The organism is Lactiplantibacillus pingfangensis (assembly GCF_005404945.1).
Lineage (GTDB): Bacteria > Bacillota > Bacilli > Lactobacillales > Lactobacillaceae > Lactiplantibacillus > Lactiplantibacillus pingfangensis.
In genome coordinates this window covers 43,386-64,855 of sequence record NZ_BJDG01000019.1, presented here as the reverse complement: position 1 = coordinate 64,855, position 21,470 = coordinate 43,386, and the positions used below count along the sequence as shown (strand labels likewise).

General features: G+C 45.1%; 19 protein-coding genes. 4 read left to right on the top strand and 15 right to left on the bottom strand.

Annotation, left to right across the window (positions count from 1 at the left end; translation table 11 throughout):
- Positions 1 to 454: 454 nt before the first annotated feature.
- Positions 455 to 2,551: an LTA synthase family protein gene (locus FFM74_RS09620; RefSeq protein WP_137626417.1), complete on the bottom strand. Its 2,097-nt coding sequence runs from the start codon at positions 2,549 to 2,551 to the stop codon at positions 455 to 457.
- A 146-nt stretch (positions 2,552 to 2,697) separates the two neighbouring features.
- Positions 2,698 to 2,934: a YkuJ family protein gene (locus tag FFM74_RS09615; RefSeq protein ID WP_137617178.1), complete on the bottom strand. Its 237-nt coding sequence runs from the start codon at positions 2,932 to 2,934 to the stop codon at positions 2,698 to 2,700.
- A 192-nt stretch (positions 2,935 to 3,126) separates the two neighbouring features.
- Between FFM74_RS09615 and FFM74_RS09610 the strand changes: the two genes are divergently transcribed.
- Complete coding sequence (locus FFM74_RS09610; protein WP_137626416.1) at positions 3,127 to 4,311, top strand: pyridoxal phosphate-dependent aminotransferase; 1,185 nt, start codon at positions 3,127 to 3,129, stop codon at positions 4,309 to 4,311.
- 71 nt (positions 4,312 to 4,382) lie between these two features.
- Here FFM74_RS09610 and FFM74_RS09605 read toward each other — a convergent pair whose 3' ends face one another.
- From FFM74_RS09605 to FFM74_RS09575, 7 genes are all read right to left on the bottom strand, one after another.
- On the bottom strand, positions 4,383 to 5,624 hold the full coding sequence (locus tag FFM74_RS09605; protein WP_137626415.1) for a D-alanyl-D-alanine carboxypeptidase family protein: 1,242 nt from the start codon (positions 5,622 to 5,624) through the stop codon (positions 4,383 to 4,385).
- Positions 5,625 to 5,674: 50 nt separating this feature from the next.
- Positions 5,675 to 6,715 carry a lysylphosphatidylglycerol synthase transmembrane domain-containing protein gene (locus FFM74_RS09600; protein WP_137626414.1) on the bottom strand — a complete coding sequence of 347 codons (1,041 nt, stop codon included), beginning with the start codon at positions 6,713 to 6,715 and terminating at the stop codon, positions 5,675 to 5,677.
- A gap of 2 nt (positions 6,716 to 6,717) precedes the next feature.
- Positions 6,718 to 7,740, bottom strand: coding sequence for a glycosyltransferase family 4 protein (locus FFM74_RS09595; protein ID WP_137626413.1), 1,023 nt, complete (start codon positions 7,738 to 7,740; stop codon positions 6,718 to 6,720).
- A gap of 11 nt (positions 7,741 to 7,751) precedes the next feature.
- Entirely contained in the window at positions 7,752 to 8,927 is a 1,176-nt protein-coding gene (locus FFM74_RS09590; protein ID WP_137626420.1) for a glycosyltransferase family 4 protein, read from the bottom strand.
- 258 nt (positions 8,928 to 9,185) lie between these two features.
- Positions 9,186 to 10,916, bottom strand: coding sequence for a phosphoenolpyruvate--protein phosphotransferase (gene ptsP / locus FFM74_RS09585; protein ID WP_137626412.1), 1,731 nt, complete (start codon positions 10,914 to 10,916; stop codon positions 9,186 to 9,188).
- Entirely contained in the window at positions 10,916 to 11,182 is a 267-nt protein-coding gene (locus tag FFM74_RS09580) for a phosphocarrier protein HPr (protein WP_137617184.1), read from the bottom strand. The genes ptsP and FFM74_RS09580 overlap by 1 nt, the downstream gene beginning before the upstream one ends.
- Before the next feature lie 149 nt (positions 11,183 to 11,331).
- The gene (locus tag FFM74_RS09575; protein ID WP_137626411.1) at positions 11,332 to 11,529 is read right to left on the bottom strand and encodes a hypothetical protein; all 198 of its coding nucleotides are present in this window, start codon (positions 11,527 to 11,529) and stop codon (positions 11,332 to 11,334) included.
- 408 nt (positions 11,530 to 11,937) lie between these two features.
- Between FFM74_RS09575 and FFM74_RS09570 the strand changes: the two genes are divergently transcribed.
- A complete protein-coding gene (locus FFM74_RS09570) occupies positions 11,938 to 14,169 on the top strand; it encodes an ATP-dependent Clp protease ATP-binding subunit (RefSeq protein WP_137626410.1) in 2,232 nt (743 codons plus the stop codon).
- A 559-nt stretch (positions 14,170 to 14,728) separates the two neighbouring features.
- Entirely contained in the window at positions 14,729 to 14,938 is a 210-nt protein-coding gene (locus FFM74_RS09565) for a hypothetical protein (protein ID WP_137626409.1), read from the top strand.
- 32 nt (positions 14,939 to 14,970) lie between these two features.
- Here the strand turns inward: FFM74_RS09565 and FFM74_RS09560 are convergent, their stop codons facing one another.
- From FFM74_RS09560 to FFM74_RS09540, 5 genes are all read right to left on the bottom strand, one after another.
- The gene (locus FFM74_RS09560) at positions 14,971 to 16,002 is read right to left on the bottom strand and encodes a DUF3324 domain-containing protein (RefSeq protein ID WP_137626408.1); all 1,032 of its coding nucleotides are present in this window, start codon (positions 16,000 to 16,002) and stop codon (positions 14,971 to 14,973) included.
- A complete protein-coding gene (locus FFM74_RS09555; RefSeq protein WP_137626407.1) occupies positions 15,995 to 16,570 on the bottom strand; it encodes a WxL domain-containing protein in 576 nt (191 codons plus the stop codon). The genes FFM74_RS09560 and FFM74_RS09555 overlap by 8 nt, the downstream gene beginning before the upstream one ends.
- A 19-nt stretch (positions 16,571 to 16,589) precedes the next feature.
- Positions 16,590 to 18,593, bottom strand: coding sequence for a hypothetical protein (locus FFM74_RS09550; protein WP_137626406.1), 2,004 nt, complete (start codon positions 18,591 to 18,593; stop codon positions 16,590 to 16,592).
- Positions 18,594 to 18,650: 57 nt separating this feature from the next.
- Positions 18,651 to 18,872, bottom strand: coding sequence for a hypothetical protein (locus FFM74_RS09545; protein ID WP_171000707.1), 222 nt, complete (start codon positions 18,870 to 18,872; stop codon positions 18,651 to 18,653).
- A 421-nt stretch (positions 18,873 to 19,293) separates the two neighbouring features.
- A complete protein-coding gene (locus FFM74_RS09540; RefSeq protein ID WP_137626404.1) occupies positions 19,294 to 19,518 on the bottom strand; it encodes a hypothetical protein in 225 nt (74 codons plus the stop codon).
- 151 nt (positions 19,519 to 19,669) lie between these two features.
- Here FFM74_RS09540 and FFM74_RS09535 point away from each other — a divergent pair, with 151 nt between their 5' ends.
- Positions 19,670 to 20,287 (top strand): TetR/AcrR family transcriptional regulator, encoded by a 618-nt coding sequence (locus FFM74_RS09535; RefSeq protein WP_137626403.1) that lies wholly within the window; start codon positions 19,670 to 19,672, stop codon positions 20,285 to 20,287.
- 44 nt (positions 20,288 to 20,331) lie between these two features.
- On the opposite strand, the gene FFM74_RS09530 is transcribed toward FFM74_RS09535, so the two are convergent.
- Complete coding sequence (locus FFM74_RS09530) at positions 20,332 to 21,420, bottom strand: hypothetical protein (RefSeq protein ID WP_137626402.1); 1,089 nt, start codon at positions 21,418 to 21,420, stop codon at positions 20,332 to 20,334.
- Between the last annotated feature and the right edge of the window lie 50 nt (positions 21,421 to 21,470).

The following is a 21,470-nucleotide window of genomic DNA, read 5'->3' as shown; positions in this document are numbered from 1 at the left end:
ACACATTTGATTTGTCGAAACTTTGTTCAGTTTTCAAAGGTCTAATTCGTTGGTTGAATAACTCAACACAACTATTAAAGTTTATCATCATCAGAAGAACATGTCAACAACTTTTTATAAATCATTTTGAATAAAAATTCAAGATAGCGTTTGAAACGCCCTGATATATTCATAATGATGAGTATTGTTGCATGCCGTTCTTAACGACAAGAAATATAATATCAATAATTGCGAGATGGGTCAAGCATTTTTACCAATTAATTTCGGAAAAGTGCAAAATTAACCTGAACATCGTCACAAAACATATTTTACGGCGTTTTAACTCGAACTTCAAGCCGTAAATTCTACCACAATTAATGTCCGAAAATGTACCGGCAAACAACCAATCCGCCGACTGATCTGGAAAAATGTAAAAAAAGAACGACTACCGAAGTAATCGTTCTTCATCTAACCGTTATTTACTTGAACTGCTGCTAGAACTACTTGAATCTGATAATTCCGGTGCATCCGTCTGATAAAGATCAACGGTTGATTTATTCTTATTCTTGGTCAAGACACTCGTCTTCTTCTCTTTTTGGAGTTCTTTCAACGATTTCAGCGTCTTAGTCACTTTATAGTTGTAATCTGACTTATTGACCTTCTTAAAGCCCTTAGGCGTGTAGAAGCGGAGTAAGTCCCCTTGAATCACACGATCTGACAACGACAGCTCGGTCGTCACATGATTTTGCATCTGTTTAACCGTCTGCTTTTGGGTCGCGGTCATGTCAGTTAACTTCTTACCCGTCTTCGAGTCATAGACCGTACTCCCAAGTTTCGTGTAAGTCGGCGAAACAAAGTCCCCATTTCTGAAGGCGACCGTTTGATTATGTTGTGCTGATAACAAATCAGTTCCGAATTGAATATAATCCGAATTCTTGATCCCCAGCAAGTCAAAGATCGTCGGCAAGGCATCAATTTCACCACCATAAGTGTGGTTGACGCCACCTGCAATCCCCTCTGAGTGAATCATGAATGGTACCTTCTGGAACTGTGCTAAATCAAAGTTCGTAATGGACTTCTTACCCAAAAGTTGGGCAATCGCGGCACGATGGTTGTTGGAAATCCCGTAATGGTCCCCATACAAGACAATCATACTATTCTTATACAAGCCAGCCTTTTTCAGGTAAGCAATAAACTCTGCGAACGCCTGATCTAGATAATGGGCCGTTTGAACATAACCGTCGACTGTCGAATCGCCAGTCGTGGTCTTTGGAATATCCACATTTTGTTTATCCAATGGATATGGATAGTGATTGGTTAACGTAATCAGCTTCGCATAAAATGGTTGCGGGAGTTTTTCAAGATACTTGACCGAATCACGGAAGAAGATCTTATCCTTCAAACCATAGCCAATCTTATAGTCGGCTTTCTCCTTATAATAAGCAGAATAGAAGAAGTAATTATAGCCCCAAGACTTGTAGGCATTATCACGATTCCAGAAACTAGCCACGTCACCATGAAATGCAGCTGTCGTGTAGCCCTTTTGTGACAAGATCGCCGGTGCGGCTTGGAACGTGTTGGACGTCCCATATTGAGTCATCGCCGAACCAGTTGGCAAACCGAACAGTGAGTTTTCCATCATCATTTCGGCATCAGAGGTCTTCCCTTGTGCTACTTGGTGATAGAAATTATCAAAGCTGAGCGTACTCTTATCATGGTAGAACTTATTAAGGTTAGGCGTGACTTCTTTGCCATCGACCTTATAATCAATTAAAAATTGCTGGAAACTTTCCAAATGGATGACGAAAACATTTTTGCCTTTAGCTTTACCAAAGTACTTAATATTGTCGCCAGCCCGATTTTTCTTCAAGTAGGCCAACACACTCGTCATATCACTACTGCTAGCTTGCGCCCGAGTGGCACTTTCCTTCTCGGTTTGGTAAAAACTATATCCTGCATAAGTATTTAAGCCTAAATACTTCACGATATAGTTGTTATCAAAGGTCCGGGTGAGTAAGTCAGAGCGATCATGTTCCGACATGCCTAAGTCAACGGCGAATAACGCGACCCCAATCATGGTCATCGTCGCCGCATAACGTAACTTAAACGGTCGTGGATCAATCCGAATCACCTTAAAGACGAGCAACAGAATCAGTAGTACCACATCCGCATAGACTAAAAAATCAGTCCCATGGATGATCTGACCCAAACTGGTCCCAAGATTATTGCTGGCGGCACCAGAACTCTTAATGACACCGGCAGACATAAAGTCTGAGAACTCACGGTAATACAAGATATTGGCAAACAGCCAAGTCGTTTGTAAGGTATCGATAATCATCAATAACCAATATCTTAAACGACCACGAAAATATAGTGCAATTCCCAATAGCACAATCGCCGTTGGAAATGGATTTAAAATCAGTAAAAACTGTTGAACGGTCCCACTGACCCCTAACGTAAATTCATGCTGGTAGGCGATATACGTCTTTAGCCAAAATAAGACCACGGTCAGCGTGAAAAAGCCAAGCGTGGTATTGACCTTACCAACCGTGTTTTTTATAAATTTGGGCATCATAATTCCTCCGTCATTGCTATTAACAAATCCATATTATAACGGTTGAGTGCTAAATCGCAATCTCTTGAAGAATTCTTCAACAATTCTTCAAGTTTCAACGCATAATATGGATCTGTCTATAAAATATCTAATTGGCGGAAATGTTAATTGTCCGTTAACAAATCGTATAGTTCAATCGCAACTAAATCGATGTTATCGAATTCAAAAGTTTGGTCCGGGTTGAATTCTTGTAAGGTATAGGTTGAAGTAGCAGGATCGTATGCGACTTGTCCACGTTCAACGCCTTCCTTTTCAAAGCGACGGGACTGAACCTCAGTGGCTTCAGTCGTCCGCATTGCTTCGAGTCGTTTGAGAATTGCAGATAATTCAGATTTTTCCATTATAATAATCTCGCTCCTTAGGTTTTGTTTTTATTCTAGCAAAAAATGGGACTAATAACACGCCTTTTTAATAGAAAGCCCCGTTTCACCCTAACTTTTCACAGGTTAATTATACCGCAATGTCCCGCTTTGTCGGGTCTTAGTTGTGATAAAATTAGAGCAAGTTATAAAAAAACTAAAGGAGTCCTGATCATGACACTATTTAGAGATGATCTCAACGATACTATTGCGCAAATTCAAGTTTCAACCATTCGTCAATTCGATGAAGAAGTCAGTGCGATACCCGACATGGTTAAATTAACCCTCGGTGAACCGGACTTCAATACACCAGAACACGTTAAAGCCGCCGCTAAAGATGCGATCGACCAAAACTTCTCACACTATACTGGGATGGCTGGTTTACTCGAATTACGTCAAGCCGCTGCCAATTTCCAAGCTAAAAAATACGGGAATCACTATGACCCAGAAGATCAAGTCTTAGTGACGGTCGGTGCGACAGAAGCGATCGCGACCGCCTTGACGACCATTTGTAATCCTGGCGACGCCATCATCATTCCGTCACCAATTTTCCCAGCCTACATTCCAATCATTCAAGAAGCCCGCGCTACCCCATTATTCATGGATACTGGGGTTAACGACTTCGTCATCACGCCTAAAATGGTTGACGACTTCATTGCGGCACATCCAGACGAACACTTCAAAGGCATCGTCTTGAACTACCCGAACAACCCAACCGGTGTGACTTACGTTGCTGAAGAAGTTGAAGCGTTAGCGGCTTGTTTCAAGCGACACAACTTGTGGGTCATTTCTGATGAAATTTATAGCGAACTCACTTATGGTAGCACGCATGTGTCAATCGCCAACTACTTGCCAGACGAGACCATTTTAATCAACGGCCTCTCAAAATCTCACGCGATGACCGGCTGGCGAATTGGTTTCTTATTCGCCTCAAAGGAACTGACTGCACAAATGAAGAAGGTTCATCAATACTACGTCACCGCAGCCACAACAATTGCGCAAAAGGCCGGAATTGAAGCGTTGACTAACGGCATGGACGATGCCATCCCAATGCGGGCTGAATATCAAAAGCGCCGTGACTTCGTTTATAAAGTCATGAATGGCCTTGGTTTCAAAATTGCCCGGCCGACTGGTGCCTTCTACATCTTTGCTAAAATTCCGGCGGGCTATGAACAAGACTCAATGGCTTTCTGCAAAGACTTGGCACGCAAAAACCATCTCGCCATCATCCCCGGAACCGGGTTTGGTGCTGAAGGCGAAGGTTACGTTCGCCTGAGCTATGCCGCTAGCATGGAAAAGTTACAGCAAGCGATGGACCGTTTAACCGCTTATATGCAAGAACCAACCAATCAGCATTAACCTGACACCAAGCAAAAAGCGTCGCTGTCAGCCACTTTGCCTTATCAAGCAAGTGACTCACAGCGACGCTTTTAATTTGTCAAAACAGCTAATTTGTTTGTCGGTACCGTTGTGCGAACAGTGGTTGCCGCCGACATTGGATCGGTTAACTTCTGGGCGTGGGTCGTCACATAATTAACCATCGTCACCGTGCCAGCGCTTTGATCCGTTAGGCGCAGTTGCATCACCGGACAATGCTTAGCCACATAATTCGGTTGACCCGGGTTTAACGGCCACAAGACAACCTTAGTTTGTTGCAACGGTGTCCGAACATTCACCCAGCGCCGCTGATTAGTCACGGCTACCAAGTTTAATTTAGTCGTCGTCCCCGGCAATTGCGTGGTCATCGTAGCCGGGGCCACCTGCTGATACTGTTCTTGTTGCTGAACCATCGACCGCAAATTCGCATTCGCGCTGTACTGCCATGCCCCGCCCAAAGTGGTGGCAATTAAGCGCCGACCATGCTGCGTAAAAGTTGTCACTAAACAAGCCCCGGCCTTTGCGGTATACCCCGTTTTTAGGCCGTCAACTGGCAATTGGGCATCATATTGCGACTGCCCTTTGAGAATCTTAACCGAGGTCGCGACCCGATACTGATGAATCTTAACTGAGCCTTGGTTGGCAATCGTAATCACCGCCGGATCATCTGCCAACAGATGCCGTGCAACGGTCGTGATCGCGTGTGCCGAGACCAAATTTTGGGCTGAGTCGCTAGTCCCCGGTAACTGATAGTGATAGCGTGATAAGTCGGTATTATCTAGCCCGGAGGCACTGACAAAATGAGCGGCTAGTTGCCATCGGTCGGCTTGTTTATTCATCAGTTGAATAAACTGGGCATTGCTACCACCGACTAACTCTCCCAAGGCAATCGCACTGCTGTTGGAAGAACCGACCAAGGTTGCCGCAAAGAGTTCGGCCACAGTGAATTTTTCATGCTTGGCCATGGGCATCGTCGACAAAGTCGAACTGCCGGCTAATTTCTGCACCTGGTCACTAATCGGCACATTGTCCGTCCACTTGATCTGACCACGTTTAACCGCGCGGACAACCAAATCTAACGTCATTAATTTGCTTAACGAGGCGATCGGTAATTTCGTTTCAGCATGATCCGCATAAAGCGCCTGCCCGGTTTTTGCATCGGCAATATAGGCTGCCTTGAGCTCATTAGCGGGATCTTGACTAGCAGCGGCAGTTACCGTCAATGCGCCAAGACTCATGACAGGTATCACCAACCCGATGGTGAGCCAAAGTTTCCCCAATTTCACGTCAATCATTCCTTTTTTAACTAATTAAAAAGCGCCAGCCGCACGCTAGCGCTTCAAGTTTATTTGCCCGACGACTCGTCAGGTTGGATTTCTTCTGCTTTTTCTGGACGCATCGCCATCGCAATCATGCCCAAGAACAAGCCAAGATAGTACGTTAGAATTCGCCAAATCAACATGGCTAAAATCAACTTACTATGACTCGGAATGAACTTCGCGAAGAGCTCGGTAAATCCAAACTCAGCACCACCGGCGCCACCAGGAATTGGAAATAGTGAGGTCACTAAGAAAATGAGCACATTTAAACTCGTCACCATAATCACATTGATGCCAGTGTACCCCATTGCCCGCATAATAAAATACGGAATTAGGTAGTAGAACAGTAACTGTAAGAACGTAATCACCGAAACTTCCAGTAACATCCGCCAATCCTTGGTCATGCGCAGACTTTCTTCATAAAACGAATCAATCTTTTCACTAATATTTGCCTGTAATTGGTTAAAACGCTCGGCTTTCATGAACCAGCCAACTGGCACGAGCACCACTTTCACCGCACGTTTTGTAAAGTTATACCAGTACATGACTAGCAGTAAACCTACGATGACAGCGAGGTGAATCAAAAAGCCAAAAAAGACGTATAGCGATAAATAACTTAGCTTCGCCGCTAAGTAATTAAACCCAATTAACATTGCAAACAAGAAGTTCAACACAACCATCGCTTGAAAGACGACAAACTTCATGAGGGCGACCGAACTCGCCCGCCCGGCATCAATCCCAGATTGCGCCATCACAAAGATCTGTGCTGGTTGACCGCCGGAAGAAAACGGTGTGATGCCATTAAATAGTTGTTCCGCCAGTGGCACCCGCAGTGCACTTCGAAAAGAATAGTTCTTATAACGATGTCGCACGAACTTCTGGACGACAATGGCCTCTAGTCCAAAGTACAGGCCAACGCAGCCGAGGGCCACTAATAGCCACCACCAGTTAAGTTGTGCAATATCGGTCATCATATTACTGATATTGACATTACGTAAGGAATACCACGAAATCCCGACTCCGAGTAACACCATGACCAGCAATGACCACATGTTTTTTCTAGTCATGGCTACCCTTCTTTTGCTTGTTGTAAATAAAAGTCATGCCAGATTCGCGCTAACCGCTCTTCGGAATAATCCTTCGAGGCTAAAACGGCCTTATCATGCAAGAATTGCATACCGGCGGGATTATCACGCAAATGATCAATCTGTTTTTGCATGTCATCCACATCACTCGCGGCTTGGTAGTACCCGTCAATAATGGCGCGATATAAGTCTAAGTCCCGCAATAAGACTGGCGTCCCACAACTGAAAGCTTCCAGGACAGACATCGGAAATAGCTCATTATACGACGGCAATAAGAATAGGTCAGCCATATTATAGTAATCGACGAGCTTCTCGCGGTCGACAATCCCCGGAAATGATAAGTTTGCCGGTGGATTATCAACGACCTGCTTCAATTCTTGATAACCATCCGTGATGCGACCAAATGAGAACCCCCCTGCCCAGACGAATTGAATGTCTGGATTACGGCGAGCGAGCTCAATAAAGTCTGGCACCCCTTTACGGTCTTGAATTTGACCCGTCCCAAGAATCATGAACTTATCTTGATCATAACCATATTGTTGACGCAATTGCCGTTGTTTCTTTTTAGTCATTTCATAAAATTCACGTTTACTAACAAAATTCGGAATATAAGTGACGTCGGCGCGGCTAATGTTATAAGCTTCCAACTTAGGAATAAACGTTGGATTGACGACGACGATGTGATCCATTCGTTTGTAAAATGAAATCAAATAACGATTAAAAATCGCTTGAAACGGCTTCGGTAACTTTAAACTACCTTCGAGCGTTTCTGGCAAAAAATGGACGTAACCAATCTTTCGACCCCGATTTGGCATAAACGTTGACAAGTAAAACATCGGATTGACAGTATGGTAATGTGAAATCGTCGAACGACCATAGCGGTTAATTTTGATGTTGAACTCGTCTTGCCAATGAGTTTGTAGCAAGCGCATCAATTCTAAATACGCACTACCGACCCCTTGACCCTTGACTGAGTCAGCCTTCGAAAACATGGTGATGTTTAGCATATTTCGTCCCCTTAATCGCTGATATTCGCCGACTTATTCGTTTCCGAGTAGGCAAGCTGGACATCCTGATAATAATTGATGACCCGTTTTCCAAAATATTCAGCTGAAATTTGATACAGTTTCTTTTGGCGTGGTTTGGGATCATCAAAGGCATGTGGATGTTGTAAATAACGCACCACATCTTGCACCAAGATCCGTTCGCTGCTAAAAGTTGTCCCTAACGACGGATCATCTAAAAGTTGATCCGTGTACGGGCTTGACGCGACAACCGTTTTTAACCCGGCCGCCATCGCCTCAATATAGGTTAACCCTTGCGATTCTGAATTGGAAGCAGAAACGAATAGATCCGCCATCTGGTAATAATTGTACACTTCATCGTTATCAATTTCGCCGGTAAACTGAACATGCTCGCTTAAAGCAGCTTCTTTAACTTGATTTTCCAAGGTTTCCCGCGCCGGCCCATCACCGACAATACACAACTGGGCATTAGGCACTTGCTCGAGAATCTGTGGCAAGGCTGCGATGACTTCATGAATGTTTTTTTCATAAGCTAAGCGGCTCAATGAGAGCAAAACTGGCGTCTCTGGCGCATAGCCCAACTTTTCACGATAGTTGCCATCCGGTGTCTGCTCATATTGATTAATGTCAATCCCAGTTGGAATGATCCGAACGGGCGTCTTGACCCCATATCCCTTCAACGTGTTGGACACCCGATCACTGGGTGCAATCACACCGTTCAAATGGTAACAATAAGCGCGCGTTGCTTCCTTCACATGATAAGGTTTCAACAACTTGCCATTGGCAATATAGTGCAGATAATCTTCGTACATCGTGTGGTAAGTATGAATACATGGTATCTTTAATTGTTTCGCCACAAATTTGCCGATCATGCCCATTGAGAATTCCGTTTGCGTATGCACAATATCTAAGCCTAGGTCCTTAGCGACTTGATAGGCTTTAAACAGACCGCGCACTGCAATCCGGCGATCAGTAAATGACACGAAAGGAATACTTGTGAACCGGAAAATATTCCGTTCATAAATATTCTTATCAACATGTGGATCGGTCGTCGTAAAAATGTACACTTGATGACCAGCTCGTTCGAGTTGATTACGTAACACTTTAATTGACGTCGCTACCCCACTCACTTGTGGGTAGTACGTATCTGTAAATATCCCGATATTCACGTAGATTCTCCCTTTATTTCCGATCACTAACTCACACACGGCTAGCGCTCGTTGCTTCAATCAGTCCTTAAGTCCACCTGATTGAGCGCAGTTCATCCAGTCTCAATAATTAATTATAACAATTATATTGGTTCAGTATCAGAGTTGCAAATAATCTTAAGATAAATTAAGAGTTCGCTGTGATACCTGCCCAATTGCGCCATAATTTTATGTAAAAAAAGAGGTAGGTCAATGAAGGCCTACCTCAATAAAGAACATTTACTTACCGAAAACGTTCTTTTCAACTAATTCTTTAACTTCTTCATTAGTGACACATTCGTTAAGGGCCTTGTCTGCTAACTTAGCAATTTCCTTAGTGTCGATGGTCTTCATCAATGAACGCGTCTTCAAAACTGAAGTTGAGCTCATTGAGAATTCATCTAGGCCTAAGCCCATTAATAATGGTACGGCAACTTGATCACCGGCAACTTCACCACACATGCCCGCAATGCGGCCATTAGCGTGAGCAGCGTCGATCACATGCTTGATCAAACGTAACAACGATGGGTTGTATGGTTGATACAAGTATGACACATGTTCGTTACCACGATCAGCGGCAAACGAATATTGAATCAAGTCGTTAGTCCCAATACTAAAGAAGTCAACTTCCTTAGCAAATTGATCAGCTAAAATAGCTGCAGCTGGGATTTCAATCATGATTCCTAACTTGATATCATCCGCAACTGGGGTGCCCGCCTTAACTAACTTAGCCTTTTCTTCTTCGAAGATTGACTTAGCCTGACGGAATTCATCCAAGGTCGCAATCATTGGGAACATAATCCGCAATTGACCATAATGTGATGCCCGGAGTAATGCCCGTAATTGGGTCCGGAAAATATCATCACGATCAAGTGAGATCCGAATCGCCCGGTAACCCAAGAATGGGTTCATTTCTTCGGGAAGTGGCAAGTAATCCAAATGCTTGTCGCCACCAATATCCATGGTCCGAACGATTACTGGCTTACCCTTCATCCCTTCGACAACCTTTTTGTAGGCTTCGAATTGGGTATCTTCATCAGGTAATTCAGAACTGTTCATGTACAAGAATTCTGACCGGAACAAACCGATGGCTTCTGAACCAGCGTCTAAAACGCCGTCCATGTCATCAGGTGTCCCAATGTTTGAAGCTAATTCGAAGTGTTTGCCGTCTTTAGAAACGGTTGCTTCGTTTTTAAGCTTATCCCATTCGGCCTTTTGAGCAGCAAAATCCTTGGCTTTTTGTTGATAGGCGCTAATTTCATCATCGGTTGGGTTAATCAAAGCTTCCCCGTTAATCCCATCAAGAATTACCGTGGTGCCTTCATTAAGATCCGTTGTCGCGGTTTCAGAACCAACGACTGCTGGAATTTCAAGTGTCCGTGACATGATTGCGGAATGACTCGTCCGACCACCGATGTCAGTGATGAAACCCTTAACAAACTTACGGTCTAATTGCGCCGTGTCACTAGGGGTTAAATCATGGGCAACGACAATCACTTCGGAGTCAATCAAGGCTGGACTTGGTAAGGTTACCCCTAACAAGTGACTCATGACCCGCTTCGTTACGTCGCGAATATCGCCTGCTCGTTCTTGCATATATGCATTATCCGTCATTGCTTCGAACATTGAGATGAAAGTATCAGTAACTTCCTTCAAAGCTTCTTCAGCATTGACTTTATCATCCTTAATTTTACCTTCAATTTGTCCCAACATTTCAGGGTCAGATAAAATTGTGATATGAGCTTCAAAAACTTCCGCTTCTTCAGCGCCTAAACTTTGAGTTGCTTTGTCTTTAATGACTTTCAATTCAGCTTTAGAAGCATCAAAAGCGTCATGTAACTTCTTGATTTCGGCATCAACATCTGAAACCGTCGTCTTTTCGAATGACAAATCTGGATCAACTAGCATATAGGCCTTAGCAATCGCGATACCATCACTGGCAGCGATTCCTTTTAGTACCTTTTCAGCCATTATTCAGATAAGCCTTCTTTCTTCATCGTATCAGCCAAAGCTGCGATAGCATCGGCTTCGTCAGCGCCTTCTGCTGAAATGGTAACATCAGCATCTTTACCAACACCGAGTGACATAACACCCATGATGGACTTCAAGTTAACTGACTTGTCTTGGTATTGCAACGTAATTTCTGAGTTGAACTTACTTGCTGATTGTACCAATAAAGTTGCGGGACGTGCGTGGATACCTGTGTCTGCGATTACGTGAAAGTCTTTCTTTTCCATATTATTCGATCTCCTTCGAAGATGTAAAATTTTAAAGTTGGTTCAGAGTCAACCCGAGTTGCCGCCAACACGTTTGCTCTAGAGCCCTTAATATTGATGATAGCAATTATCCAATTGAAATACAAGCCCTTTCATTCATCAAATTGCGATTAATTGGTAGCCTTACCATCCTTATCAAAATGGTAAACAACGTGCCCATCAAGATCTGCCATACCGATGATTCGTTTACGGTATTCATAACCCATATAGGCCTCGTGAAAGGCCATGAAGTCCGCGGGGTCAACGCTTAGGCTTTCGCGTTTGCCCGTGCGTAAGTCTTCCATTAATTGTTCATAATCCGTTGCCACAGTTTTGCCCCCTTTTAATCGGTTTTCATCAACTAACATCAGAACAGGTCAGATCACTTGCGTGCGAAAACCATCATTTGGTTTATAATGGGCTTAGGTCGTTCGTTAACCAGCTTGTTCTAAAGTAGGTGTTTAATATACAACTGTTCATCTTAATTGACAAGTGATTTTGTCGGACAACCGCAATGCTTCAGAAAACATTAAATTGTTGATTAAACCCATTTTTCAGCCAACCGTTGCGCCTCAAGATATCCAGTTTTGATGTTGAGACTTTAAACTTGCACGGCCTTGAAAAATCGTTATACTAATAGTCAAAGGTCAACAAAGGTCAAAGAACCTTTGACCCTTCCACTAGGATCGATCATCGATTTAGTGAGTTTTCTGATAGGAAAGGTGTGTGACAGCAAGATGCTTTGTGACAATTGCCATAAGAACGAAGCGACGATTCATTTATATACGAACGTCAACGGTCAGCGGCGGCAAATCAATCTTTGCCAAAATTGCTATCAACTGCTCAAAAATCAGGAACAGCAACCAAATAATGGAGTTGGAGGTACTGATATGGCACAAGATCCATTTGGCTTTGGCGGTCTTGACGATATCTTCCGCGCGATGCAAGGCGGCGACGTCAATTCTGGCGACGGCTATCGGCAACAGCAGCAGACCCCACCGACCCAACCAGCTGGTCCCAATAATGGGGGCAACCGACGTGGGCAAAACGGTGGCGGCTTGCTTGGACAATATGGCTACAACTTAACTGATCAAGCTAAGCAAGGCAAAGTTGACCCAGTGATCGGCCGTGACAATGAAATCAACCGCGTCATCGAAATTTTGAACCGGCGTACGAAGAACAATCCGGTCTTAATTGGTGAAGCTGGGGTTGGTAAGACGGCGGTCGTTGAAGGTCTCGCCCAGAAGATTGTTTCTGGTCAAGTTCCCCAAAAACTATTAAATAAAGAAATCATTCGTTTGGATGTGGCTTCCCTCGTTCAAGGTACTGGGATTCGGGGCCAATTTGAACAACGAATGCAACAATTAATGAAAGAAGTTCAATCGAACCCGAACATCGTGCTCTTCATTGACGAAATCCATGAAATCATGGGCGCCGGCAATGCTGAAGGCGGCATGGATGCCGGTAACGTCTTGAAGCCCGCCCTCGCGCGTGGCGACTTCCAATTAGTTGGTGCAACCACTTTAAACGAATATCGCGACATTGAAAAAGATGCCGCCCTCGCTCGGCGTTTCCAGCCAGTGACGGTTGACGAACCGAGTGTTGACGAATCCATCAAGATTTTACAAGGGATTCAAAAGAAGTACGAAGATTACCATCATGTGAAGTACAATGCTGATGCAATCGTTGCGGCGGTCAAGTTATCAAACCGGTACATTCAAGACCGGTTCTTGCCTGACAAGGCCATTGATTTGCTCGATGAAGCTGGGTCACGGAAAAACTTAACGTTAAAGACCGTTGATCCTAAGACGATTCAAGAAAAAATTGACGGTGCTGAGGCCCAAAAACAAGATGCTTTGAAGAAGGAAGACTACGAGAAAGCGGCTTACTACCGTGATCAAGTGGCTAAACTCGAAAAAGCCAAACCAGACGAAAACAGTGACGCCACGCCAGAAGACGCTGCCACGGTTACCGTCGAAGACATGCAACAAATTGTCGAAGAAAAGACTGACATTCCAGTTGGTGAATTGCAAGCTAAGGAACAAGCCCAAATGAAGACCTTAGCCAGTGATTTGGAAGGTAAAGTCATCGGCCAAGATCGGGCAGTTGAAGCCGTTTCTCGGGCAATTCGTCGTAATCGGATTGGTTTGAACGGCACTGGTCGGCCAATTGGGTCATTCATGTTTGTCGGCCCGACTGGGGTTGGTAAAACTGAATTAGCCAAGCAATTAGCTAAAGAACTCTTTGGCTCTGAAGATGCCATGATCCGCTTTGACATGAGTGAATACATGGAACCACATTCAGTGGCTAAATTGATTGGGTCACCGCCTGGCTATGTTGGCTACGAAGAAGCCGGTCAATTGACCGAACAAGTTCGTCGTCACCCATACAGCTTGATTTTGCTTGATGAAATCGAAAAGGCCCACCCTGACGTCATGCACATGTTCTTACAAATCTTAGATGATGGCCGTTTGACCGACTCACAAGGTCGTACGGTTAGCTTCAAGGATACGATCATCATCATGACTTCAAATGCTGGGACTGGCGATTCCGAAGCTAACGTTGGCTTTGGAGCCGCTGCTGAAGGCAAGACCCACGATATTACCAGTCAATTAGGTAACTACTTCAAACCAGAGTTCTTGAACCGGTTTGATGATATTATCCAGTTCAACGCTTTATCAAAGGAAAACTTGATGAAGATCGTTGGGTTGATGATTGCGGATGTCAACGGCATGCTTGCCAACCAAGACTTGCACGTGCACGTTACGGAACCAGTCGAAGCTAAGCTTGTCGATCTCGGTTACAATCCTGAAATGGGTGCTCGGCCACTACGGCGGGTCATCCAAGAACAGATTGAAGACCGGATTGCGGACTTCTACTTGGATCATGGCGATGTGAAGAACATGGTTGCCAAAGTTGAAGACGGTAAAATTGTCTTAGCTGCGGAAGAACCAAAAGCAACTGAATAAACGCAAAAACTCGTAAGTCATTTTTGGCTTGCGAGTTTTTTATTACTATAATTAAACGTTGAAAGTTGGTGCGCTATTGCCGCTTCCGGTTGTTGCTGATGCCATGCGGACGAGGGACCGGGGAAAGCCTGAGGAGCGGTCTTCCCCCTCGCCCGGAATGGTTGCAAAAACCGCAACTATCCCGGCCGGTCCGTCCCGTACGACCGGCAAAGACCGCCGCCCCAACGGGACCTTCACGCCCGATGGCATCAGCAACAACCTACCGCTAAATTTACCTGTAATTGAACACAATTCTAATTGTCAGCATTCTACTTTTGACGTTTAAGATTACTTCCGATAAATACTATGGCGGTTAATCCTTGATACAACAGGATTAACCGCCATAATTTGTTTTTTATCTGAAAGTTGTAAATACAACAAGAAACGCTAATAGACTCATATCGACAACGGTACTTTTAAACTAAAATCGTTACTAGCACTCTGTCAGTCGGAATCGCCATCCACTTTGGGACAATCCTAGCCGAGAAGCGGTCTAGAAACGTTTCTGCCCTTCTCAGCCATGCTAAATTTGCTGAAGGTTGGGACTGATAGCATCGGTCGTGATGGTGGCGTTACATCGGCCGATTTTTGCCGACGTTACGCCACGGACGGTCCGGGACACTTGCGACTTTTGCAAGGGTTCCGGGCGAGGTCCAAGACGTACTTGGCTTGGACCGGTCCCACGACCGCATGTTATCAGTTCCAACCGGAAGTGACAGCCATTAATTAATTGGTAGTGGTAGTCGGAAGCAGCAACGCCGACTACTTCTTTTTAGCCTGATGCTTACCAATACGATAAGCAAACCAGATAACTAATAAGATGACGATAACCAACAATAACCACCAGAGCCACTGCAAGTTGCGCGGTGTTTCGGCGTTCGCCTTGTTCGCGGCGGTGCGTGAAATCGTAAATTGCTGATCAAAAACCCAGCGTTGACCGCCAGCCGTGGCAACTAAGTGCAGCCGATACTTTCCTGCGGCTAATCGCTTGTTGCCCGTGTTGATCAAATAATCAAAGTTGGACGCGGGCGCCATGCCGAGGCCACTGCGTTTCGTCCGATAGTTTAATCGGTTACTTTGATCGTAGATTCGCCCATCAATCGTCATTTTTTTGAGTAACTGCGGTGCGACGTTGGCAAGCCGAACACTGATTGCCGGACTGAACTTCTGACGTTGTTCAATTCCCGTGCCAATGTGTTTCAGTACTAACTTTGGCTTAACCTTGGACGCCGTACTTTCACGCAAGACTAACCCTAACGCCACCGCATAACGGTTATGCAAGTAGAAGCCCTTTTGATTGGTCGCCTGTTCCGACCCACTCGCCAAATTTAAAAAGTAAAAAGCCCCTTCAAGAATACCCTTGAACCCTGCTGCTGGCACTTGATATGGAACGGTCACCAATTTCGTTTCCGCGGGGTCTAGCGTGAGTTTGGCTGGCGTTTTGAACAAGTCTCGTAACTGATATTGCGCCGTACTCTTAGCACCGAGTTTGGCTAAATCATACGATTCAGTCCCGTTAGTCGTCGTGTACCCAGTGTTGCTCGTGAGTTGGAGTCGTAACCGCTGTTTGGTCAAATTCACCACGCGCATCTGAACCGTCCCGGTTTGCCCCGGTTTCACTGTTAAATCAAAATAGTTAGTGATCCCGGTCGTCTGTTGCGAATTAGGCACCATTTGAACCGTAAATCCGGCGCCATTACTAGTCGCGGCCTGACCAGTCAATGACTGTACGCCGATGAACAGGCCCGCAATGGTACTTAAAAGAATCAGCGTCCAGCGCTCTAGCCTAGTCACTAGCCGTTGCACTCAAGGTCCAAGTCAAATCGGCATCATAAGTCCCGGTCGCGACACTGGCCGTTTTAGGTAACACTAACTTGGTATCCGTCGTCGTCCCGGCAGTAGCAGAACCGACCCCGGCCGTTTTAGCTTTCGTATTGTTCCAAATAGAACTATCCGCGCCCGTCACCGTACCAGTTGCGGTATTGTCAGTGGCGTAAGTGATGCTACCGGCAATGGCCGTTGCGCCGTTGACAAAGTTGCCCATTTTCGCGTTTAAATTCCAGTCTGGCTGATCACTCCCACGATAATCGCTCACCGTCAAATTAGTGCCAGTGGTCGACCCAGTTTTAATGGCGTCATTTTGATAAGCCAAATTAGCCCCAGAAGTGACTAAGGTTTTCACGGTCGTGCCTTCAAAGGCAAAGGTTGGGACTGCGTCTAAGGTGAGTGCGCCTTTTGCGACTTCAAATTCACCCACTGAGTTGCCGGTTAAAGCGTCATCCGCAGCCTGAACAGATAATTGTGTGAACAAACTAACACTCGCAATCGTTGCAAGTCCTAAAACTAATGCTTTTGTTTTCATGATAATTCCTCCAAAGGGTTTAGTTGGCGGTTAAGCCGTAATTTAATTGCCACTTAAATGGGACAAAATAATGTTGCCCGACGGCTAGACCTTTCGGCAGCTGAGTCGGATCAATCGTCATCGTAAATGCTAACTGCTTTGTTAAGGTTGGCGGACTAGTTGCTGGTAACAAGGTCGTCGCCGTCTCACTCAGTTGGTGCGTCGTGGTTGCCGCATCAACGACCACCTGATACTGCAAGAAATCAGTCGTCGATAACGGCCGCGCGCCATCGCTTAATGGTGCCGTTAACGCGGTTGAAGCTGCTAGGCTCAAACTAACGGGCACTTGCCAGTCATTCGTCACTTGAACAGCTGGCGTGGCGGTCATTGACGTGTCACCAGTGTTGACCCCAAAGTTAAAGACTGTCGGCAAAACTGCCGCAGCGGTGCCGGTCTCAGTCACATTAATCGTGGTTGGGGTCACGCCACTCAACTGATCGGCGACATTATCGCTCGTAATTGGCGTGCCACTGGCGGTTTTCATTGGCATGACAACGAGCTTTAACTGATTTTTTCGCGCTAGCTCTGCCGAAATTGATTGCGTCTTGGCGGTCGTGGTCGTCGGATCATAAGCTGGCGCCTGGGTCACTGTTTTGCCGGTCGCGGTCAATTGTTTCAGATTGGCTCCGGTCAAATCGGTTAACTGCCCCAAATCGAGTTGATTGTCAGCCTTGCTGGCATCAATCGCGTCATTTGACAATCCTTGCCACTTGCCACTATTTAATTGATAAAAGACTTGATACGGGGTTTTATGGGTCGTCACCTGAGCGGCTATATGCACGTCACCCGTTGTATGCACCGCATCGTAATCAGTTGTCGCCCCGGTTGTCATATCTTTCACATTACTCCCAGTTTTCCCTTGGCTCAGGGTCACTTTCGTTAGTTGCGGCACTTGCGGCTTACTTGGATCTAGGTCGCTAATGCTGTCACTCGTAATGTGTTCGACGTCAAAACTGCTGGCAATCACGCGCGCCGGTAACATGTTGTTCTCAATCAGCACATCCTTGCCGGAAATAATACTCCCGTAAAAGAACTGATCGTCACCCATATTCGAAACTTGGACGCTCGCATTCGGGGCCATGATACTACCGGTAAACAGATTATTACTATCGCCAATATCCGCGTTCAAATACTTGCCATCGCTAGTTGTCGCATTCGGAAAGTTATTCAAAATATGGCTCGAAAGTAATTGATTGAGCGTCGCCTTACTGCCGTCAGAATTAGTCACATCATCATTTTTGTCATTGGTAATGACGCGACCACTCGCATCCGTCACGGAGAATTTATAAGCACTTCCCCAAGTAAACGGAATTTCCGTCGTCACACCGGTCCAGTTAACAAAAATGTATGGCGCATATTGATAAGTCGCATAGGTGTCATCACTAGTGACGGCATTTTTAACCGTATCCGTAGCCATATTTTCAATATTGATGGTGACATTTTGTGGCTTGCCGGCGAGGTTTAAAAAGATCACCGGGGGTTTGTCATCGAACTGCTGTTGATAATCATCACGTAACTTAATCGTCACGGCTGGGTCATCGCCATCTAACGCGCGTTGGACCGTCACACCGCTGACGCTGTCATTTACCAAAGTCGGACTTTTCGCATTAAACGACGCATAATAATCAGAAATGCTCCGAATCTGCTCGGCGGCGGCCTCAAAGTATGCCGTCGCATCCACTTTGTCGGGGTTCAAAGTCAGCGTCTTGCCCGTCTGTTGCTGATAATCAGCTTCAAGGGACGCTTTATTATCTTGAAAATACCCGACATCGCCAACGTTTTTATCAGCAAGATGCTTCATTAAAACGGCATTTTGCGTTTTTTCGGTTGCCGTCCAGACACGCTGCGCTTGGTCACGTAAGTTATTGACCACGATCGTATCGGCATCCGGGAGCTTATCTTGGCGATTAAATACATTAAACAGATTTTGACCATTTTGTCGCAAGCTGGCATCCGTGCTCTGGTAAGGCACTTCATTCGCCACATAAACTGGTGAAAATTTGGAAAGTCGATTCCAAACTTTGCCATCATTCGGGGCACCTTAAACCGTAGAAACAATCTGTCTAGCAGCGTAACGACCCTCTAAAGTGTCGATCGGGTTACTATTAATGGTTAACTTTCCCGCCGCGAAGGCATTATAGTACGAACCGACGCCGAAAACATAGTTACCAACTGACGACTCAGGAAACGGTAAATTCTCCGCGTAAGCCGTTTGCCAAAGCAAACCACCTAAGCCGAGTCCAATTAAAAAAGTTATAATCATTTTTCGTGTCATAGTTTTGATTGCTAACCACAAATTGGTTCAATCATCGCCCCCTCACGTCTTCATCTAGTGCTCATTCAGAACCGTCGAGTATCACCCATTATACAGACAGTCATTACGAATAGACAAGTACATTAATCAAAGTCTTATAAATATAATGATAGTCGATTATGTTTTAAAATATAAACCTAATTATTAATTAGCTGATCCGATTCGTTAAAGTGCGTAATCATTAGACTACAAAGCTAATCGCAAACACTAGCATTCTTTTTCACGCCACTTTACACTAAATTAGTTTAACTAAGGTTAATTAGCTGGGATCACTATTTTTATTGAAAAATCTAATGTTTAAATGATTAATCTAAAAAAGGTTGATAACGACTCTGGCCAAGCCGTTATCAACCAACTTATCGTGTGACAATTATTGTTGTGACCTGGGACATTTTACTGCAATCACCCAGTCCTGAACTTCCTTCCGATCCACTAGCAAGTTATCTTTCAACGGGTCACTTGCCACAGCGGTCGTCGATTTATCTGAGTCGTTAGGCGGGGCACTCATTCGAGCATGTACTTGATACCGACGCCAAATAAAGACGCTACCAGTTGCCAGTCCGGCCAGCATTAATCCTAAGAAAACTTTTTTCATCAGTGACACCTCCGTTAATTGACTTAAGTCTAATATACCGAAAGCAATCGTCCGTCTCAAACGATATGCTTATATAACTAATAACTAAATACTGATAGTTATTATGTTATATAATCAAGGCTGACCAGACTTAAAAAGGAGTTGCACTCAGATGCCCACCTCAATTAATGCTGAAACTAAAATTCAAGCGGCCGTGATTCAACTGATTCAGACTAAAGGTTTCGGCCGCCTAACCGTTACCGACATCATCAAGCTGGCACACATTAACCGCAGTACTTTTTATTTACATTATCAAGACAAGTTCGACCTCTTAGCCCGTTACGAAGACCGACTATTAACTGACATTGACCGTAGCCTGATCAACAATTTAACCCAAACGATGCAATTTCAACCTCAGGGCAAAACCACGCCACAGATTTATCCAGTCGTCACCAAAATAGTCGCTTATATTTGGGATAATTTCGCCCTCATCCAAGCCTTGCTGAGTCCGAACGGCGATCCCCATTTCGAACCACAACTGCGGGCATTGCTGGCCCAAACCATTGACACTGATCTCTATTTAGTCAAAGGCGTTCCACAGCTGACCAACGCTATTCCAGAAAAATACGCCCGCGAATTGGTCGTAGCGGGAATATTTGACATCATCAAAGTTTGGTTACAGCAACTAGAACCCGAAACACCGCCTGAAATTGCCGCCATTATCATGAAGACCCGTTATCTCAATCCCTACAGCTTACTAGGGTTAACACAAAAACAGCCCCACGACTAAGACGTCGTTGAGCTGTTTGCGTATTCTAACCAAATCCGTTAGCTTTAAAAACCTTGAAAAGCGCTGCCGGCTTTTAGCTTAATTTGATCTAAAGCTGCTCGACCACCATGGGCATTAATATACTGGATCATTTTGCCAGTCGTCACACCAACAGTGCCTAAGTCCGGAATATCACCATTTGTTTGACCATCAGCACTGTTATGTCCAAAATTATACAAATCGGGCACACCACCAGTACTATTCTGTGGCGCATAGTAGACAATACATCCAGTCGAATTATCTGGCATTGCAATCATATTACCGCCTTGATCACTTTTGACAATTTCAAGTGTGACATTTTCATCAAAGTAATTATGCAAGTTTTGCCAGTACTCGTTCGTGTCACGCATCATACCATAAGCAATGACAACTTTTGCTAGCGTATCACCCGTATCCAAGTCCTCAGTTGTCAGATGGTTAGCGTCACCATCGCTTTCGACATCAGCACGTCGGTCCGCAATCGCCATTGAATACCCGCCCTCACGTACTTTAGCTGCCTGATGTGCCTGATTAACGCCTTGGACAACTTGTTTCAAAGAAACGGTGGTTGCAACCTTTTTTGACTCGTCAGGCTGGTAAATATTAATGCGTTGATTTTTTTCTAACGTATAGCTTGGATACGTCGCTAATTCGCTCGTTTCAACCTCCCCACCTCGCGGAACGACATAATACACAACTCCCTGCCCCGGTTTTGCCATTTTCTTTCCGGTTGTTTTTGACATGATAATTGTTCCCATGTCTTTTAGATACGATTGGTATAGTTGCTGCCACGAGTGCGTCCCCGCCTGAGCAACCTGTTGGCTGGCGTAACAAGTAATTGCCATCGCTAGTGTCCCGCCACCAGCATCGGCCGTCGTTAAATTATTCGTTGCATCCTGTTTAACCGAAGACGCCGCCTGACTTTGTGACGACGCTTTGGTTGTTGACTGACTGCTCCGATTGACCGCATCCTTGTGCTTCGTTGATTGTGATGTCGCCGTTGTGGCTGGTTTCGTCGCAGGTTGCGACCGTTGCCCCGCCCAAACCCCAGCACCAACTGCTGCTATTAAGACTATGATGGCTAGCAGTCCCCAGCCTAATCGCCGTTTTATCATTAAATTTCCCCTCATTCATAAAATCCCGTTAGTTTCGTCCCCGGTTTAAC